Raw genomic sequence first — 15,700 nt, 5'->3', positions numbered from 1 at the left:
CGGCACCGCGAATCGGCGCCGCGAATCGGCGCGCGTGAGAATGCGCGGTGAAACAGCGCGGTGAAACGGCGGGGGTGGATTCAGCTTCTTCGGTGTCCCTGTCGCACGGCAAGGGAATTGACCGAAGGCTGACAATGGTCTGGCAGACACCTTTCCCTGCGCTCGCCCGGCGCTGAAGCGGGCGGCCCGCGCGCTGTGTTCAGGCGCTGTAGGGGACCCGGGCGCGTGCCCGGCGCAGCGCGTCGCCCCACCAGCCGAGCTGGTCGAGCAGCACCTTGGCCGCCGCCTGCGTGGCGTCGTCCTTGGGGGCGCCGGTCTCGTCGAACTTGTCCCAGACCATGTGCAGGCTGACGACGTCGCGGACCGTGACGGCGTGCAGTTCGGCGAAGACCGTCCGCAGGTGCTCGACGGCCCGCAGGCCACCCGACAGGCCCCCGTAGGAGACGAAGCCGACCGGCTTGGCCTGCCACTGCGTGTAGTGCCAGTCGATCAGGTTCTTGAGGGAGGCGGGGTAGCTGTGGTTGTACTCCGGGGTCACGACGACGAAGGCGTCCGCCTGCGCCAGTCGGGGCGAGACCTTGGCGAGTTCGGCGGCCACCTCGGGGGACGGGTCGCGGGAGAGCACGATGGGCAGGTCGTGGTCCGCGAGGTCGATGACGTCCACCGCCAGGTCCTGGCGCCGCGCGGCCTCGGTGGCGATCCACGTGCCGACGACGTGGCCGAAGCGGGCCTCGCGGTTGCTTCCGATGATCACCGCGAGACGGAGGGGCTCATTCGGCTCATTCGACATCGGTGGGGGTGTCCTTTCGATCAGGGGTTGGGGAAGGGATACGGCGTGCCAGGAGGGCGAGCGCACGGCCGAGGAAGGGTGCGGCGGCGCCGGGTGGCACGGCGGTACGGCTACGCGCCGGCGCGGGTTCCTCGGGCGCGCGCCCGTCGGGGGCGCGCCGGGGAGCCGGTCGCCCGAACCAGCGGCGCAGCGCGTCGGACAGCGCGGGATCGGCGTCGGAGCCGGTCCAGGCGATGTGCCCGTCCGGGCGGACCAGGGCGGCGCCGGCCCCCTCCAACGGGTCCCCGCCCGCGGACGCGGTGGCGTGGACCACGCCGACGTGGGGCGACCAGTCCCGTGCCAGGGCGGCCAGTCGCCGCCCGCCGGCGGCGTCCCCCGTCAGGTCGAGCAGGACGCCCCGCCCGGTCCGCAGCAGGGCGGACGTCGTCGTGGGTCCCCGGTCGGTGTCCAGGTCGGCGATGGGCAGGCGGGCGCCCGCCGACGGGTGGTCGTCCGCGGTCGTGGCGTGGCGGACGTCGAGCGCCGAGATCATCTTGGCCAGGTGGGCCCGCGCGTGCGGGATCCGCAGGAGCTCGCCGAAGACCTCGCGGACCGCTTCGGTCTCGGGGCCGCCGAGCAGCAGCAGGGCCTGCGCCCTGATGTTGCCCAGTACCCGTTGCCCGACGGCGTGCCGTTCGTCGTGGTAGGTGTCGAGGAGGTCGTGGGGGACCCGGCCCGCGATGTGCGCCGCCAGCTTCCAGCCGAGGTTGACCGCGTCCTGGAGCCCGAGGTTGAGGGCCTGTCCCCCGACGGGCATCTGGACGTGCGCCGCGTCCCCGGCCAGGAAGACCCGGCCCTGTCGGTAGCGCGTGACCTGCCGGGAGGTGTCGTCGAAGGCGTTGGCCCACAGGGGCGTGCCGGCGCTGATGTCCTCGCCCGTGACGCGCTGCCAGGTGGCGGCGATCTCGGCGAAGTCGGGGGCGCCGGCCCGTACGGGCACGGGTCGGCCGAACTCGTGGACCATCACCCGTGTCACCCCGTCGGGGCGGCGGGCGGCGACGGCCAGACCGCGTTCCAGGCGCTGGAAGCGCCGGTCGGGGACGTCGATGCCGGCGACGTCGGCACGCAGCAGTTCCCGGGAGGCGTCGGTGCCGTGGAAGGCGAAGCCTCCCAGGCGCCGCACCGCGCTGTCCTCGCCGTCGCAGCCGACGACGCACAGTGCCCGGTAGCGGACGGGGCCGTCCGGCCCGACGGCGTCGACCTCGACGCCGTCGGGGTGCTCGGTGAGTGCGACGACCTCGTGTCCGCGTCGGACGACGGCCCCCAGGCCGGTCGCCCAGGTGCCGAGGAGCGCCTCCGTGCGGGCCTGCAGGACCTTCCACTGGCCCGGATACGGTCCGGGCAGGGCGAGGCCGAGCGGGACACCGCCGAAGTGCCCCATGAGGTCGTTCGGTACGGGTCCCAGCGCGTCGAGCAGGCCTCGGCTGTCGAGGATCTCCATGGTCCGGGCGTGCAGGGTCGAGGCCCGGGACTCCGTGGTGGGGGCGGTCAGCCGGTCCAGGACGACCACGTCCGCACCGCCCAGCCGGAGCTCGCCCGCCAGCATCAGGCCGACGGGCCCGGCCCCGACCACGACCACCTGGGTCTGCCTGAGGTCGGGGGTCACGGTCAGCGCCGCTGCTCGGCGTAGGCCTTGGCGTAGCCGAGCGTGGCCCGGCTGTTGGTGCTCAGCGCCGTGCGGACGTACTCCGTCGCCTCGGCGACGCCGGCTTCCGGGCCGAGGACGCGGGTGATGTTCTCGGTGTTCAGCACGACGGTGTGCTGCGAGGAGGCGGTGACGCCGTCCTCGGTGTCCGTGAACGTCCAGTAGCCGGTGTGCAGGGTCATCAGCGCGGGGAGGGTGACCTGCTTGTAGGCGATCTTGTGGTGCGGGAAGCAGACCCGGTACGACTTGGTGGTGTGGGTCGAGCCGTCCTTGGCGCGGGTGTCCATCTCCAGGATCTGCAGGCCGGGCGAGACCTCGTCCAGACGGACGGTGGCGACGTGGGGCAGGCGCTCCTGCCACCGGTCGGCCTCGTTGACGAAGTCGTAGAGGTCCTTGGCGGAGCCCTCGACGTGGACGGTGTCCTCGAAGGAGAACGTGACCTCGGCGGTGGCGTGCGCCAGTTCCAGGTTGGCCTTCAGGGCGGCGAGTTCCGAGCGCGAGTTCCGGTCGACCGCCTCGTCGATCCACTTCAGGTCGTCGGGGTCGTCGGCGATCGCCGCGTAGTCGTGCAGCAGACGGATCCGCGACACGTCGTCGGCGATCGGCTCGATGATCCAGGCACCGCCCATGGAGGCGACCGGCGGCGCGGAGACCTCCTGGCGGAAGGTGATGCGCAGGGCCTCGGGGTCGAGGGTGCGCAGCGAGGTCCAGTTCTTGACCTCGCCGTTGGCGGTCGCCCAGATCCGGATCCGCTCGTCGTTCTCACCGCGGTCGAGGTGGTCGACGTACACGGTCGGCGGGAAGATCCGCGGCCAGTTCTCCACCTCGGCGATCAGGCGGTAGACCTCGGCGGCGGGGGCCCGCACGGTGATCTCGTGCTCAACCTTCTTGGTCATCGGTGCTGTGTTCCTTGTTCGTCGTCGCTGATCAGAAGTTGCCGAGGCCGCCGCAGACGTTCAGGGCCTGCGCGGTGATGGAGGCGGCCGTGTCGGAGACGAGGTAGCCGACGAGGCCGGCGACCTCCTCGGGCGTGGAGTAGCGGCCGAGCGGGATCTTCGACTGGAAGCGGGCGAGGATCGCCTCCTCGGTGGAGTCGTAGGCGGCGGCGTATCCCTGGCGCACCCGCTGGGCCATCGGCGTCTCGACGTACCCGGGGCAGACGGCGTTGACGGTGATGCCGGTGGGGGCGAGTTCGTTGCCGAGGGCCTTGGTGAAGCCGACGACGCCGTGCTTGGACGCCGAGTAGGGGGCGCCGAGGACCACGCCCTGCTTGCCGGCGGTGGAGGCGATGTTGACGATGCGGCCGCTCGGCTTGTCGCGCATGCCTCCGGTGGTGAGGACTTCGCGGGTCAGGCGGAAGACGCTGTTGAGGTTGGTCTCGATGACGTCCGCCCACAGCTCGTCGGTGATGTCGGCCGTGACGCCGCCACCGCTGCGGCCCGCGTTGTTGACGAGCACGTCGACGGTGCCGAAGCGCTCGACGGCGGCCTGGACGAAGGCGCGGGCGTCGTCGGTGGAGCGGACGTCCAGGGTCGTGCCGTCGACGTCCAGTCCTTCGGCGCGCAGCTTTTCGACGGTGTCGGCGACGTTGTCGGCGCTGCGCGCGCCGATGAAGACGCGGTGGCCCTGGTTGGCCAGCAGTCGTGCGACGGCGAGGCCGATACCGCTGGTGGCGCCGGTGACGAGGGCGACGGGCTGGTCCTGCTGGGTCATGGGTCGATCGCTCCAGGGAAGAGGTGGTCGCGGCGGCGCCGGGCCGATCGGTCACGGCGCCGCGTAGGGGGGGTGCCCCGCCGGCCCGGAGGGTTCCGCGTACCGCCCGTGAAGGGGGCGCGCGGCGGGCCGGGCGGGGCGTATCGGGGTGTGGCTCGGGTCGGGCGGCGGCCGGGAGCCGTCAGGCCGGGAGGGACTGCGGGAGCAGCCGGTTGACGGCGACCAGCAGGGAGCGCGGGGTGAGGTTGTCGGCGAAGATGTCGTCGTCGAGGGAGATGCCGTACTCGCGCTCGATGCGGCTTCCGGTCTCCAGCAGGGCGAGCGACTCGTAGCCGAGGTTCTCGAACTCGGTGTCGAGGATGTCGCCGTCGAGGTCGACGCCCTCGTCGGCGCCGGCGCCCTCCAGCAGGATGCGCTTGAGGTCGGTCAGGGTGAATTCCTGGGACATGTCCGTTCCTTCGAAAGAGTCTGGGCAGGGGTGAGGTGGGGGATCCGGTGGGGCGGGGCCCTACGGGGTGCCGCGGACGACGAGGGCGGAGTTGAAACCGCCGATGCCGCGCGCGAGGACCAGGGCGGCACGTACGGAGGCCGTACGCGGATATCCGACGACCAGGTCGATGTCGTACTCCGGGGCGAGGGTGACGTTGGTCGTGGGGGGGATCAGGCCCTCGCGCATGGAGAGCACGGCGGCCACGACGTCCACGGACGACGCCCCGGCGTGAAGCCGGCCCGTCATGGTCTTGGGTGCGGTGACGGGGACCGCGTAGGGGCCGAACACGGCGCTGATCGCGGCGGCCTCATCCCGGTCGAGCTCGGGCACGCCGACGGCGTCGGCGAACACCACGTCGATGTCGCCGGGGCCCAGGCCCGCGTCGGCCAGGGCCAGTTCGATCGCCCGGCGCAGCCCGGACTCCCGGCCGGAGCCCGGCTTGGGGTCGAAGGTCGAGCCGTATCCGGCGATCTCCCCGTAGACGTTGCGCGCGCCGCGCGCACGGGCGGCTTCGGCGTCCTCCAGGATCAGGAGCGCGCCGCCCTCGCCCGCGACGTAGCCGCGGGCGGCGGAGTCGAAGGGCAGGTAGGCCCGGTCGGGGTCGTCGCTGGTGCTCATGTGGCCGTTGGTCTGCTGGGCCACCCAGCCCCACGGGCAAATGGAGGCGTCGAAGCCGCCCGAGCAGATCAGCTTGCTTCCCTTGCGGATCTGTCGCCGGGCCTGGGCTATCGCGTCGAGGCCGCCCGCCTGGTCGCTGACGACGACGCCGCTGTGGCCCCGTATCCCGTTGCGGATCGATATCTGGCCGCTGTTGACCGCGTAGAACCAGGCGAACGACTGGTACGCGCTCACGTACTGGCTGCCCTGGCTCCACAGCCGCTTCAGCTCGTTCTGGCCGAACTCGAAGCCGCCGGCGCTGCTGGCGGTGACGACGCCCATGTCGAACTCGTCGACGTCGCCCGGCTTGACCCCGGCGTCCTCGAAGGCCGCGTCGGTGGCCACCAGGGCCAGCTGCGTCATCCGGTCGGTCTGCTTGATCAGCCGGCCGGGAAGGTGGTCCGGGGCGCTGAAGTCGGCGATCTCGCCCGCCAGTTTGGCGTCGTAGCCGGTGGCGTCGAACCGGCTGACGGGGCCGATCGCGTTCTTCCCGATCCGGGTGGCGGACCAGTAGTCCTCCACGCCGAAGCCGCTGGGGGTGGCGATGCCGATGCCGGTGATCACCGTGCTGCGGGGATGGATGCTCATGCGGTGTTCCTCTCCGGTCGGGCCAGCACCATCGCGCTCTGGAACCCGCCGAAGCCGCTGCCGACCGTCAGGACCGTGTCGGTGGTGTGCTCACGGGCGGTGAGCGGGACGTAGTCGAGGTCGCACTCGGGGTCGGGGGTGTGGAGGTTCGCGGTCGGCGGGACCACGTGGTTCTCCATGGCGAGTACGGACGCGGCGATCTCGATGGATCCGATGGCGCCGAGGGAGTGCCCCACCATCGACTTGATGGAGCTGACGGGCGTGCGATAGGCGTGCTCGCCGAGGCTGAGCTTGAAGGCCGCCGTCTCGTGGCGGTCGTTCTGCTTGGTGCCCGAGCCGTGGGCGTTGATGTAGTCGACGGCCTCGGGGTTCAGCCGTGCCTCGCCCAGCGCGACCCGGATGGCCTCGGCCATCTCGCGGCCGTCGGGCCGCAGGCCGGTCATGTGGAAGGCGTTGGCCCGCGAGGCGTAGCCCGCGACCTCGGCGTAGATGTGGGCGCCCCGGCGCCGGGCCATCTCCAGCTCTTCGAGGACGAACACGGCCGCGCCCTCGCCCAGGACGAACCCGTTGCGGGTGCCGTCGAAGGGCCGGGAGGCGTGCTCCGCGTCGTCGTTGCGGGGGGTGGTCGCCTTGATCGCGTCGAAGCACGCCATGGTGATCGGCGAGATCGGGGCGTCCGTGGCTCCGGCGATCATGACGTCGGCGCTGCCCTCACGGATCAGCTCGACGGCATGGCCGACGGAGTCGATACCGGAGGTGCAGCCGGTGGAGACGACGGTGGCCGGCCCTTCCGCACCGACCGCCCAGGCCACCTCGGCCGAGAAGGAACTGGGCACGAAGTAGCCGTAGAGGTGCTGGGGGGCGTAGCGGTGGTCGACCAGGTCCAGCCGGCCCCCGTCGCTGACCACGCGGTACTCGGTGTCGAGTCCGGTGGTCGCTCCGACGGCGCTGCCGACGGTGACGCCCGTACGGTGCGGGTCGAAGCCGGCGAGGTCCAGGCCGCTGTCGGCCAGTGCCTCCCGGGCGGCGACGACGCCGAACTGGGCCGCCCGGTCCATCCGGCGGATCTCCTGCGGCGTCAGCCCGTACAACTCCGGGTCGAAGTCGGCCTCCGCCGCCACCTGGGAGCGGAACGAGGACGGGTCGAAGAAGCTGATCCGGCGGGTGGCCGTACGCCCTTCGCTGAGCAGGCTCCAGAAGTTCTTGGTGCCGAGGCCGCCCGGCGCCAGGACGCCGACCCCGGTGATGACTACGCGACGGCTCACAGGACGTGGCCTCCCTTCGTGTGGTGGACCGGCCGAGTCACCGGGCGGCCGACCAGTCGTAGAAGCGGGTCGCCATCGCGTCCTTGGGGGAACGCCAGGTCTGGGGGTCGTAGGGCTGGATGAACGGCTTGAGGTCCTCGCTGATCCCGACGAAGCGGGGGTCGGTCTTGGCCTCCTCGATCAGTTCGCCGCCGTTGTCCGCGTCGAAGTCCTGCAGGTGGAAGTACAGGCCCTTGTAGGCGAACAACTGCCGGCGGCGGGTCCCCATGCGGTGGGGCATGTCCGTCCGGTCGAACTCGGCGAACAGGTCGGCCACCTCGACGCTGGACTTCAGGTCCATACGCGCCACGATGAGGGTGCTGTGCATGTCATCTCTCCTTCGTATTACTCGTCCGGGGTCGGGGTGGCCGGCGCTCAGCGGGCGGGGCCGAACCAGCGCTCCAGCGCCATCGGCAGGTCGCCGTGGCTTCCCGGGGCGGCCCAGGCCACGTGGCCGTCGGGGCGGAGCAGGACGGCCGTGGTGCCCGCGAGCGGGCTGTCGGCGCGGAGGCCGTGGGGCTCCGCCGTCACGATGTCGACCCGGTCGGTCCAGCCGGCGGCCCGGCGTCGCAGGACCTCGTTGTCGGTCAGGTCGAGCAGGACGCCGCGGCCTGCGTGGAGCAGGTCGGGAACCGACGCCTTGAAGTCCGCGCCGGCCAGCTCCAGGTGGGGCATGCGGCGCCCGAGGAGCGGGTGCCGGCCGCCGTCCAGCTCGTAGCGGATCTCCAGGCCGCTGACCATTCCGGCGAGGTGCCTGCTGACGTCCTCGTACCGGATGAGTTCGGTCAGTACGTCGCGCAGGGGCTGGACCTCGGAGCCGGAGAGGAGCAGCAGGCCCTGCGCCCGGGTGTTCATCAGCAGCCGCCGGCCGACGGGGTGGCGTTCCTCGTGATAGGTGTCCAGCAGCGCTTCGGGAGCCTTGCCCCGTACCACCGACGCCAGCTTCCAGCCCAGGTTGACGGCGTCCTGGACGCTGGTGTTCATCCCCTGGCCGCCCGCGGGCAGGTGGATGTGCGCGGCGTCGCCGGCCAGCAGTACCCGGCCGCGCCGGTACTCGCTGATCTGCCGCGTGGCGTTCCCGAAGGCGGTGACCCAGATGGGCTCCCCCGCCGAGATGTCCTGGCCGGTGACCCGCTTCCATCCCGCCACGACCTCGTCGTAACCGGGGGCGGTGGTCCGACGCTTGGGCGGGTTGCCGCGTTCGCACAGGACCAGCCGGGTGACGCCGTCGGGCAGCGGGCCGACCATGACCATGCCGCCCGAGTACGTCGAGCCGGTCATGGCGGGGTCCAGGTCGAGCCCCTTGACGTCCGCGATGAACATCTCCAGGGTCGCCGCGGTCCCGGGGAAGTCGAAGCCCGCGGCCTTGCGGATCGTGCTGCGACCGCCGTCACAGCCGACGAGGTAGGGGGCGCGCAGCGTCTGGACGCCGTTCGGCCCCTTGACCTCGACCGCCACGGCGTCCGGGCCGTCGAGGACCTTGACGACCTCGTGGCCCCGCCGCAGGTCGGCGCCCAGTTCCAGCGCCCAGGCCTCCAGGACCTCCTCGGTCTTCGACTGCGGGACGGTCTTGGCCGCCTGGTGCGCGCCGTCCAGGACGCCGAAGTCGACGGGGAGCCCACCGAAGTGGCCGACGGGGCTGGTCTCCACGTCGCCGAACCGCGGCAACAGGCCGCGCTGGTCGAACACCTCCATCGTGCGGGCCGTGAAACCCAGTCCACGCGACTCGCCGGTGCGCTCCGCGAGCCGTTCGAGCACGATGGTCTTGACGCCGGCCAGCCGTAGCTCGCCGGCCAGCATCAGGCCGGCCGGGCCGGCTCCCACGACTATGACTTCAGCATCCATCTGCGTCTCCAAAGGGATTCGTCGGAAGGTGTCCCGTTCGGCATGCGGCCGGACCGAAAGGCCCGGTCCGGTCCACACGACACAGATCCATACAGAACAGGAATCAAGGGGAACCGAATAGGGGGAAAATTCGGCGAGTTCCTTGAAAACACTCGAACGGGAGAAACAGCGTGACCTGGGCCGTCACTTCTCCGGAATTAGTCACAAGGTTCTTCCACCCGGGTCCGGGAGTCAACGGCGCCTGCTTCAGGTGTGCGCGAAGCATTGTCACGGCATCGAAAAGCCGGGTTCGAATTCCAGGAAACCGTCAGGGCCACCACAGGAAAGGTGTGTCGCGGCGCCGTACCGGCGAACGCCGAAGGCCCCGTCCGGGTGTCCGGGCGGGGCCTTCGCCGTATGGCTGACGCGGGGTCAGTCCTTGATCTCGCAGATGGTGGCGCCGGAGGTGAGGGAGGCGCCGACCTCGGCGTTCAGGCCGACGATGGTGCCGGAGCGGTGCGCGTTGAGCGGCTGCTCCATCTTCATGGCCTCCAGGACGACGACGAGGTCGCCCTCGTTGACCTGCTGGCCCTCCTCGACGGCGACCTTGACGATGGTTCCCTGCATCGGGGACGCCAGGGTGTCGCCGGACGCGGCCGGTCCGGACTTCTTGGCGGCGCGACGCTTGGGCTTGGCACCGCCGGCGGCGGCCGTACGGGCCAGGGTCATGCCCAGCGAGGAGGGCAGGGAGACCTCCAGGCGCTTGCCGCCCACCTCGACCACGACGGTCTCGCGACCCGGCTCGTCCTCGGTGTCCTCGGCCGCCGGAGCGACGAACGCGGGGATGTCGTTGACGAATTCGGTCTCGATCCAGCGGGTGTGGACGGTGAACGGGGTGCCGTCGGTGGGGGCGAAGGCGGGGTCGGTGACCACGGCGCGGTGGAAGGGGATGGCGGTGGCCATGCCCTCGACGCGGAACTCCTCCAGGGCGCGGGAGGCGCGCTGGAGGGCCTGTTCGCGGGTGGCGCCGGTGACGATGAGCTTGGCGAGGAGGGAGTCCCAGGCGGGGCCGATCACGCTGCCGGATTCGACGCCGGCGTCGAGGCGGACGCCGGGGCCGCTCGGGGGTTGGAAGGTGGTGACGGTGCCGGGGGCGGGCAGGAAGCCGCGGCCGGGGTCTTCGCCGTTGATGCGGAACTCGATGGAGTGGCCGCGCAGGGCGGGGTCGTCGTAGCCGAGTGCCTCGCCGTCGGCGATGCGGAACATCTCGCGGACGAGGTCGATGCCGGAGACCTCTTCGGTGACGGGGTGTTCGACCTGGAGGCGGGTGTTGACCTCCAGGAAGGAGATCAGACCGTCCGCGGAGACCAGGAACTCGACCGTGCCGGCGCCGACGTAGCCGGCCTCCTTCAGGATCGCCTTGGAGGCGGCGTACAGCTCGGCGTTCTGGGCTTCCGTCAGGAACGGCGCCGGGGCTTCCTCGACGAGCTTCTGATGGCGGCGCTGGAGGGAGCAGTCGCGGGTGGAGACGACGACGACGTTGCCGTGGGAGTCGGCGAGGCACTGGGTTTCGACGTGGCGGGGCTTGTCGAGGTACTGCTCGACGAAGCATTCGCCCCGGCCGAAGGCGGCGACGGCCTCGCGGACGGCGGAGTCGTAGAGCTCGGGGACCTCTTCGAGGGTGCGGGCGACCTTCAGGCCGCGGCCGCCGCCGCCGAAGGCGGCCTTGATGGCGATGGGCAGGCCGTGCTCGCGGGCGAAGGCGACGACCTCGTCGGCTCCGGAGACGGGGTCGGGAGTGCCGGCGACGAGGGGGGCGCCGGCGCGCAGGGCGATGTGGCGGGCGGCGACCTTGTCGCCGAGGTCGCGGATGGCCTGGGGCGGGGGGCCGATCCAGGTCAGTCCGGCGTCGATGACGGCCTGGGCGAAGTCGGCGTTCTCCGAGAGGAAGCCGTATCCGGGGTGGATGGCGTCCGCGCCGGAGTCGGCGGCGGCCTGCAGGACCTTGGAGATGTCGAGGTAGCTGGCCGCCGGGGTGTCACCGCCCAACGCGAAAGCTTCGTCTGCCGCGCGGACGTGCAGGGCGTCCCGGTCCGGATCGGCGTAGACGGCTACGCTCGCGATCCCGGCATCCCGGCAGGCCCGAGCAACGCGGACAGCGATCTCGCCGCGGTTCGCAATGAGCACCTTACGCACGACATCCACTCCTGACTCTGTACCGGATCACCAGCCTGCGGTGTGGGTCTCGCGTGCCTCAAGACCGGACGTTGCAGGAGTCGGTCCGAATCGGCGGGCGCGCTACAGGAGTTTCGGGTGAGTGGCAGGGAAAGGTCAGAACATCGTCAAGCCGGGTCGCCGAGACCGAGTTCGGCGGTGAAGACGGTCTGCCGGCCTTGCGTGCCGTGCACCCGCACACGGGTGATGCCAGTGGCTTCGGCCGTCTCGGGAAACGCTTCGATCCAGCACGGTGCGTCGAATTCGGCGTAGCGCGTGAAGCGGCCCCTCAGGGCGAGCAGCAGGGCCTTCGGCCTGTTGGTCACCGCGCGGGCGGCCTGACGGGCGGCTTCGAGGAGCACCATGCCGGGGACGTGGTCCACGGGGTGGTCGAAGTAGTTGGGGTGTCCGGTGTCCACCCGCAGTTCCCAGAGGTTCCCGGTGCGCGATCCGACCGGCGGGTGGGCGAGGAGGACGTTGCGGTCGCCGGTGTGCCCCACGGTGGCGGGAGCGAGTGCGGGGGCCGTCGTGCGTACGGCGGCGGTGGGACGGCCGGCCCGCAGTCGGCGGTGCACCTCGGGCCCGATGCAGCGGAAGGAGGCGCTCGCGGTGGCCATCGCTCGGCCGTCGCGCAGCACCGTGACGTCGTAGCGCGCACCGGTGAGCGCCGCGCGCCGGCGGGAGGTCTCGGCGCACACCATGCGCAGCTCGACCTCCACCGGGACGGCGGCCGGAGCGAAGAGCGTGGGGTCCGCGTCGACCGACATGTCCCAGAGCAGGAACTGGTGGCCGAACGGCACCCCGAACTCCGCGTGGGACAGGAGCGTGCCCGCCTGGCGGACGGACTCGATCAGCAGCATGGAATCGAGGGAACCGCCGTTCGGTACGAACACCGTGTGGGTGCGCGGCCATTGGGCCCGGACCACGAATTCGGCCCCGTCCGTCGCGCCGCCCGTGACCTCGGCCGCCGGTTTCCACCCCGTCAGGAACACCTCGGACACGGCGACCCGGTGGACGTACTCGCGAGGGACCATGACGGTGGGGCGGGTGGTGGCGCGGTTCTCGTCGGACGACGGTGCGACATATGGCATGGCTACGGTTCCCCTGTCGGTTTCCGGGCAGGGGGGAGCGGCCGCACGCCGACAAGCACCCCCCGTGGTCGACGATCTGCGGACAAAGATACAGACAGGTCAGTTCGTTTAAGCAAGACAAAACTTGTTGCCACTTCACGTACCCGGTGAAGCAAATCAGGCAAAATCGATATTTGTTCACCCACGCATCCACCGCATCAAGAAAACATGCAGGCTGGCACGATTCCGCTGCGGGCGAGGCGGACGGATCACCTCCTGCTCGATACGCAAGTGACGCGGGACGCGTATGTCAAGACGCCACAAATACAAGGTTGTTGCAGGTCAGGGCCGTCTTTGTGAGGTCGATTCCGATCGGTCGACCGGTAACTTAACTGTGGTTGACAATCAGACAGGTCTGTTTGATAAGTTCCCTCCCATGATCGTCTAGCGGTTGGGGCGCGACCTGGCCGCACTCAGGAGGGGCAGATGAACCGGCAGGCCATGGACCTGATGGAGCCGACATCGGGGCGCTACACGCCCCAACTCACGGCACCGGCTCAGCCCCGCAGAACGGTGGTGCGGTCAGGGGCCGGCCGGGAGGGGGCCCTGCGCGTTCTGATCGTCGAGAGCGACAGCCGGGCAGCCGATTCACTGCTCAAGGGCTTGGTGCGCCAGAACTACTCCGCGCACAGCGTGGACACCGGCGCACAGGCGCTGCGCTCCCATCACGACGCCGACCTCGTACTGCTCGATCTCGACCTGCCGGACCTGGACGGTCTGGAGGTGTGCAGGGGGATCCGGGCGGTCAGCGACACCCCGATCATCACCGTCACGGCACGCGGCTCGGAGCTCGACCGCGTCCTCGGGCTCCAGGCCGGATGCGACGACTACCTGGTCAAACCCTATGGGTTCAGGGAACTCCTGGCCCGGATGGATGCCGTGATGCGCCGGGTGCGCGTCCGGCCCGTCACCTCCCGGGTCATCAACCACGGCGCGCTCCGCATCGACGCGAGTGCCCGCATCGCCACGCTGGACGGGGCGCCGGTCGACCTGACCCGTAAGGAGTTCGACCTGCTGCACCTGTTGGCTTCCCAGCCCGAGACCGTCGTACCGCGCCGTCAGATCATGGCGCAGGTGTGGGACGACGCCTGGTCCCCGCAGGGCCGCACCGTCGACACGCACGTCAGCACCCTGCGCGGCAAGCTCGGCTCCAGCAAGTGGATCACCACGGTCCGCGGGGTCGGGTTCCGCCTCGGGCACGCCTAGACGGGTACCCGGCGCGCGACCAACGCCCCTTCCCTTCCGGAGCTCGGTACAGTACAGACAAGTCTGTTAAATTTTACTCTCACGATTCGGACAAGAGAGTTAAGGGTCTGCCATGGCTCAACAGGAGCGCGGGAAGCGTTCGAGACGGTCGATCCTGGAAGCCGCCGCCCAGGTGTTCGACGAGTGCGGGTACGAAGCGGCCAGCACCAACGAGATCCTTTCGCGCACGGGTCTGACCCGTGGCTCGCTGTACCACCACTTCCCGTCCAAGGAAGCGATCGCCATGGCGCTGGTCGAAGCCCATGGACAGGCCCTCCAGTTGCCGGACCGGCCCGTGAAGCTCCAGGCCGTCATCGACCTCACTCTGGGCTTCGCGCAGCAGCTCCAGCGCGACCCGGTTCTGCGCGCCAGCGCGCGCCTGGCCATAGAGCAGACGTCCCTCCCCTGTCCGCCGGAGACCGCCTACGAGCAGTCGATGACCGCAGCCGTCGAGCTGCTGCGCCAAGGCGTGGAGCAAGGGGAGATCCTCCCCGGGGTGGACATCGAGGAGGCGGCGGCAACCATCGTCGGTTCCTTCGCCGGCCTCCAGACCATGTCCAAGGCGTACACGGGTCGGGCGGACCTCCTCGAACGGCTCGCCGCGTTCTGGCGTTTCATGCTTCCCGGCCTGGCCACGCCGGGCGTGATCGGGCGGCTGCGTCTGGAGCTGCCGCCCGAGCTCGCGGAGGCCTGAGGCCACGGAGGCCTGGGCTCGCGAAGGGGTGAGACGGGCGCCGGGAAGGGATCCCGGCCGCCTCCGCCGGTCAGACCCGTTGCCGGTCCAGCGCCGCCGATTCGAAGAGGGGACGCATGGTCTCCCACAGCCGGGTCGAGGTCTTCCCCTCCCACCAGGCCGGGTCCGACCTGCCGAGGGACTCGATACCGGCGGCCACCACCACGGCCAGGTCGGCCAGGTTCGCCACGTCATCCGAGGAACGCGTCGTGTCCTGATGCGTAGCGACGACACGCCGGCGCACCATGGCCAGCAGTTCGTCACGCAGGCACGGCCGCCCGTCCGAACCGTCCGATGCCAGCTGCATGCCCGCGCGCACCACCTTCTCGTTGCCCATGGCGGCGCCCAGGGCGACGAGGAAACGCTTCGGTGCGTCCGGCTCGCCGCCGTCGAACGCCTCCTCCGTGAACGACCAGGCACGCGTACGGGCCTCGTCGTAGACGACGGCCGCCAAGGAAGCGGTCGAGGGGAAGTGGTGGTAGAGGGCCCCCCGGGTCACACCCGCCCGGTGACAGATGTTCACCAGCCCCGCGTCGGCGACCCGGCCGTCAGCGATCAGCTCCGCCGTCGCGCGGACCAGGGCCTGACGGGTCTGACTGGACCGTTGCTTCATGGGGTTGCACCCGCCATCTCTCTCTCAAAATGCCGACTCCCTGAACAACCCCCGTTGCACGCCGCGGTCGACGGCGCGATGTGAATCATACAAGCATGCCTGTTTCTCTCCACTCCCCAGGGTGGCCTTTCTCACTCCTACCGCACTCCTGGGATGCAATACAGGTACAAACACGGGTAGTTGACGCAGACCTCACCACCCGTTCACTCTTCGAGACGGGTTTTGAACCAGACCAATCAGTTTGGTAGGGCCTGGTACGTGTCTCGTACGGTGTGGCCGGGATCAGTGGGGGCCGGGAGTGGTTCCGCGTCCGCGCCGGAGGGAGACGACCAGGAGGGAGAAGAGGGTCGTCGCGATCAGGCTGCCGACGGCGAGCATCCCGACGCCGAGGACGAAGAGGCCGCTGCCGTCGTCCGACCAGTCGTAGAAGGCCGCCGCGGACAGCCCCAGGGGGACGCCGACGAAGGCGGCGGCGAGCCGGCGGCGGGAGGCGGCCCAGTACACCGGTGGGAGCAGGCTCAGGACGAGCCCGATCACCTGCCAGGCCTCGTAGGGGCCGGTCGAGGAGCCGTCGGGGTGTAGGTCGCGGTGCTGGTCCCAGCCCAGCCACGCGGCCCACAGGGCCATCGCCAGGGCGGCCAACGCCGCGGTCGTCAGCAGTTCGCGGCCGGGGTTCTGTGGTTCTTCGCGCATGGTTCCAGTGTTCGGGCCGGCT

15 protein-coding genes are annotated in these 15,700 nt (G+C 70.5%); 2 read left to right on the top strand and 13 right to left on the bottom strand.

Going from position 1 to position 15,700, the window contains the following annotated elements:
• Positions 1–199 precede the first annotated feature (199 nt).
• The 11 genes from M4D82_RS33760 to M4D82_RS33710 all read right to left on the bottom strand — a co-directional run bounded on the left by M4D82_RS33760 (position 200) and on the right by M4D82_RS33710 (position 12,355).
• On the bottom strand, positions 200–790 hold the full coding sequence (locus tag M4D82_RS33760; RefSeq protein WP_249772767.1) for an NADPH-dependent FMN reductase: 591 nt from the start codon (positions 788–790) through the stop codon (positions 200–202).
• Positions 780–2,435, bottom strand: a complete 1,656-nt coding sequence (locus tag M4D82_RS33755; protein ID WP_249772765.1) for an FAD-dependent monooxygenase — start codon at positions 2,433–2,435, stop codon at positions 780–782. The genes M4D82_RS33760 and M4D82_RS33755 overlap by 11 nt, the downstream gene beginning before the upstream one ends.
• A 2-nt stretch (positions 2,436–2,437) precedes the next feature.
• The gene (locus M4D82_RS33750) at positions 2,438–3,370 is read right to left on the bottom strand and encodes an aromatase/cyclase (protein ID WP_249772763.1); all 933 of its coding nucleotides are present in this window, start codon (positions 3,368–3,370) and stop codon (positions 2,438–2,440) included.
• A gap of 31 nt (positions 3,371–3,401) precedes the next feature.
• Complete coding sequence (gene fabG / locus M4D82_RS33745) at positions 3,402–4,187, bottom strand: 3-oxoacyl-ACP reductase FabG (RefSeq protein ID WP_249772761.1); 786 nt, start codon at positions 4,185–4,187, stop codon at positions 3,402–3,404.
• Positions 4,188–4,368: 181 nt separating this feature from the next.
• Positions 4,369–4,635: an acyl carrier protein gene (locus M4D82_RS33740; protein ID WP_249772759.1), complete on the bottom strand. Its 267-nt coding sequence runs from the start codon at positions 4,633–4,635 to the stop codon at positions 4,369–4,371.
• Positions 4,636–4,695: 60 nt separating this feature from the next.
• Entirely contained in the window at positions 4,696–5,922 is a 1,227-nt protein-coding gene (locus M4D82_RS33735) for a ketosynthase chain-length factor (RefSeq protein WP_249772757.1), read from the bottom strand.
• Positions 5,919–7,187: a beta-ketoacyl-[acyl-carrier-protein] synthase family protein gene (locus M4D82_RS33730; protein WP_249772755.1), complete on the bottom strand. Its 1,269-nt coding sequence runs from the start codon at positions 7,185–7,187 to the stop codon at positions 5,919–5,921. The genes M4D82_RS33735 and M4D82_RS33730 overlap by 4 nt, the downstream gene beginning before the upstream one ends.
• A 37-nt stretch (positions 7,188–7,224) precedes the next feature.
• On the bottom strand, positions 7,225–7,554 hold the full coding sequence (locus M4D82_RS33725; protein WP_249772753.1) for a TcmI family type II polyketide cyclase: 330 nt from the start codon (positions 7,552–7,554) through the stop codon (positions 7,225–7,227).
• A 47-nt stretch (positions 7,555–7,601) separates the two neighbouring features.
• Positions 7,602–9,071, bottom strand: coding sequence for an FAD-dependent monooxygenase (locus M4D82_RS33720; RefSeq protein WP_249772751.1), 1,470 nt, complete (start codon positions 9,069–9,071; stop codon positions 7,602–7,604).
• Positions 9,072–9,482: 411 nt separating this feature from the next.
• Positions 9,483–11,246 carry an acetyl/propionyl/methylcrotonyl-CoA carboxylase subunit alpha gene (locus M4D82_RS33715; protein ID WP_249767495.1) on the bottom strand — a complete coding sequence of 588 codons (1,764 nt, stop codon included), beginning with the start codon at positions 11,244–11,246 and terminating at the stop codon, positions 9,483–9,485.
• Between the two features lie 146 nt (positions 11,247–11,392).
• Positions 11,393–12,355 carry a ScbA/BarX family gamma-butyrolactone biosynthesis protein gene (locus M4D82_RS33710; RefSeq protein WP_249772749.1) on the bottom strand — a complete coding sequence of 321 codons (963 nt, stop codon included), beginning with the start codon at positions 12,353–12,355 and terminating at the stop codon, positions 11,393–11,395.
• Between the two features lie 465 nt (positions 12,356–12,820).
• Here M4D82_RS33710 and M4D82_RS33705 point away from each other — a divergent pair, with 465 nt between their 5' ends.
• Both M4D82_RS33705 and M4D82_RS33700 read left to right on the top strand, forming a co-directional pair.
• Positions 12,821–13,600, top strand: coding sequence for a response regulator transcription factor (locus tag M4D82_RS33705; RefSeq protein WP_249772747.1), 780 nt, complete (start codon positions 12,821–12,823; stop codon positions 13,598–13,600).
• Positions 13,601–13,712: 112 nt separating this feature from the next.
• Positions 13,713–14,333 (top strand): ScbR family autoregulator-binding transcription factor, encoded by a 621-nt coding sequence (locus M4D82_RS33700; RefSeq protein ID WP_249772745.1) that lies wholly within the window; start codon positions 13,713–13,715, stop codon positions 14,331–14,333.
• 70 nt (positions 14,334–14,403) lie between these two features.
• On the opposite strand, the gene M4D82_RS33695 is transcribed toward M4D82_RS33700, so the two are convergent.
• Together M4D82_RS33695 and M4D82_RS33690 are read right to left on the bottom strand one after the other, a co-directional pair.
• Positions 14,404–14,985 carry a TetR family transcriptional regulator gene (locus M4D82_RS33695; protein ID WP_249772743.1) on the bottom strand — a complete coding sequence of 194 codons (582 nt, stop codon included), beginning with the start codon at positions 14,983–14,985 and terminating at the stop codon, positions 14,404–14,406.
• Positions 14,986–15,267: 282 nt separating this feature from the next.
• Positions 15,268–15,678, bottom strand: a complete 411-nt coding sequence (locus M4D82_RS33690) for a hypothetical protein (protein ID WP_249772741.1) — start codon at positions 15,676–15,678, stop codon at positions 15,268–15,270.
• Between the last annotated feature and the right edge of the window lie 22 nt (positions 15,679–15,700).

The sequence above is a fragment of the Streptomyces sp. RerS4 genome, assembly GCF_023515955.1.
Lineage (GTDB): Bacteria > Actinomycetota > Actinomycetes > Streptomycetales > Streptomycetaceae > Streptomyces.
The sequence above is the reverse complement of the archived record's forward strand: the minus strand, read 5'-3'. Positions and strand labels throughout refer to the sequence as shown.

What these genes read in the sequence shown, in the direction of transcription:
- M4D82_RS33760 (WP_249772767.1), bottom strand. Translation starts at nt 790, where the DNA reads ATGTCGAATGAGCCGAATGAGCCCCTCCGTCTCGCGGTGATCATCGGA.
- M4D82_RS33750 (WP_249772763.1), bottom strand. Translation starts at nt 3,370, where the DNA reads ATGACCAAGAAGGTTGAGCACGAGATCACCGTGCGGGCCCCCGCCGCC.
- fabG (WP_249772761.1), bottom strand. Translation starts at nt 4,187, where the DNA reads ATGACCCAGCAGGACCAGCCCGTCGCCCTCGTCACCGGCGCCACCAGC.
- M4D82_RS33740 (WP_249772759.1), bottom strand. Translation starts at nt 4,635, where the DNA reads ATGTCCCAGGAATTCACCCTGACCGACCTCAAGCGCATCCTGCTGGAG.
- M4D82_RS33735 (WP_249772757.1), bottom strand. Translation starts at nt 5,922, where the DNA reads ATGAGCATCCATCCCCGCAGCACGGTGATCACCGGCATCGGCATCGCC.
- M4D82_RS33725 (WP_249772753.1), bottom strand. Translation starts at nt 7,554, where the DNA reads ATGCACAGCACCCTCATCGTGGCGCGTATGGACCTGAAGTCCAGCGTC.
- M4D82_RS33720 (WP_249772751.1), bottom strand. Translation starts at nt 9,071, where the DNA reads ATGGATGCTGAAGTCATAGTCGTGGGAGCCGGCCCGGCCGGCCTGATG.
- M4D82_RS33710 (WP_249772749.1), bottom strand. Translation starts at nt 12,355, where the DNA reads ATGCCATATGTCGCACCGTCGTCCGACGAGAACCGCGCCACCACCCGC.
- M4D82_RS33705 (WP_249772747.1), top strand. Translation starts at nt 12,821, where the DNA reads ATGAACCGGCAGGCCATGGACCTGATGGAGCCGACATCGGGGCGCTAC.
- M4D82_RS33700 (WP_249772745.1), top strand. Translation starts at nt 13,713, where the DNA reads ATGGCTCAACAGGAGCGCGGGAAGCGTTCGAGACGGTCGATCCTGGAA.
- M4D82_RS33695 (WP_249772743.1), bottom strand. Translation starts at nt 14,985, where the DNA reads ATGAAGCAACGGTCCAGTCAGACCCGTCAGGCCCTGGTCCGCGCGACG.
- M4D82_RS33690 (WP_249772741.1), bottom strand. Translation starts at nt 15,678, where the DNA reads ATGCGCGAAGAACCACAGAACCCCGGCCGCGAACTGCTGACGACCGCG.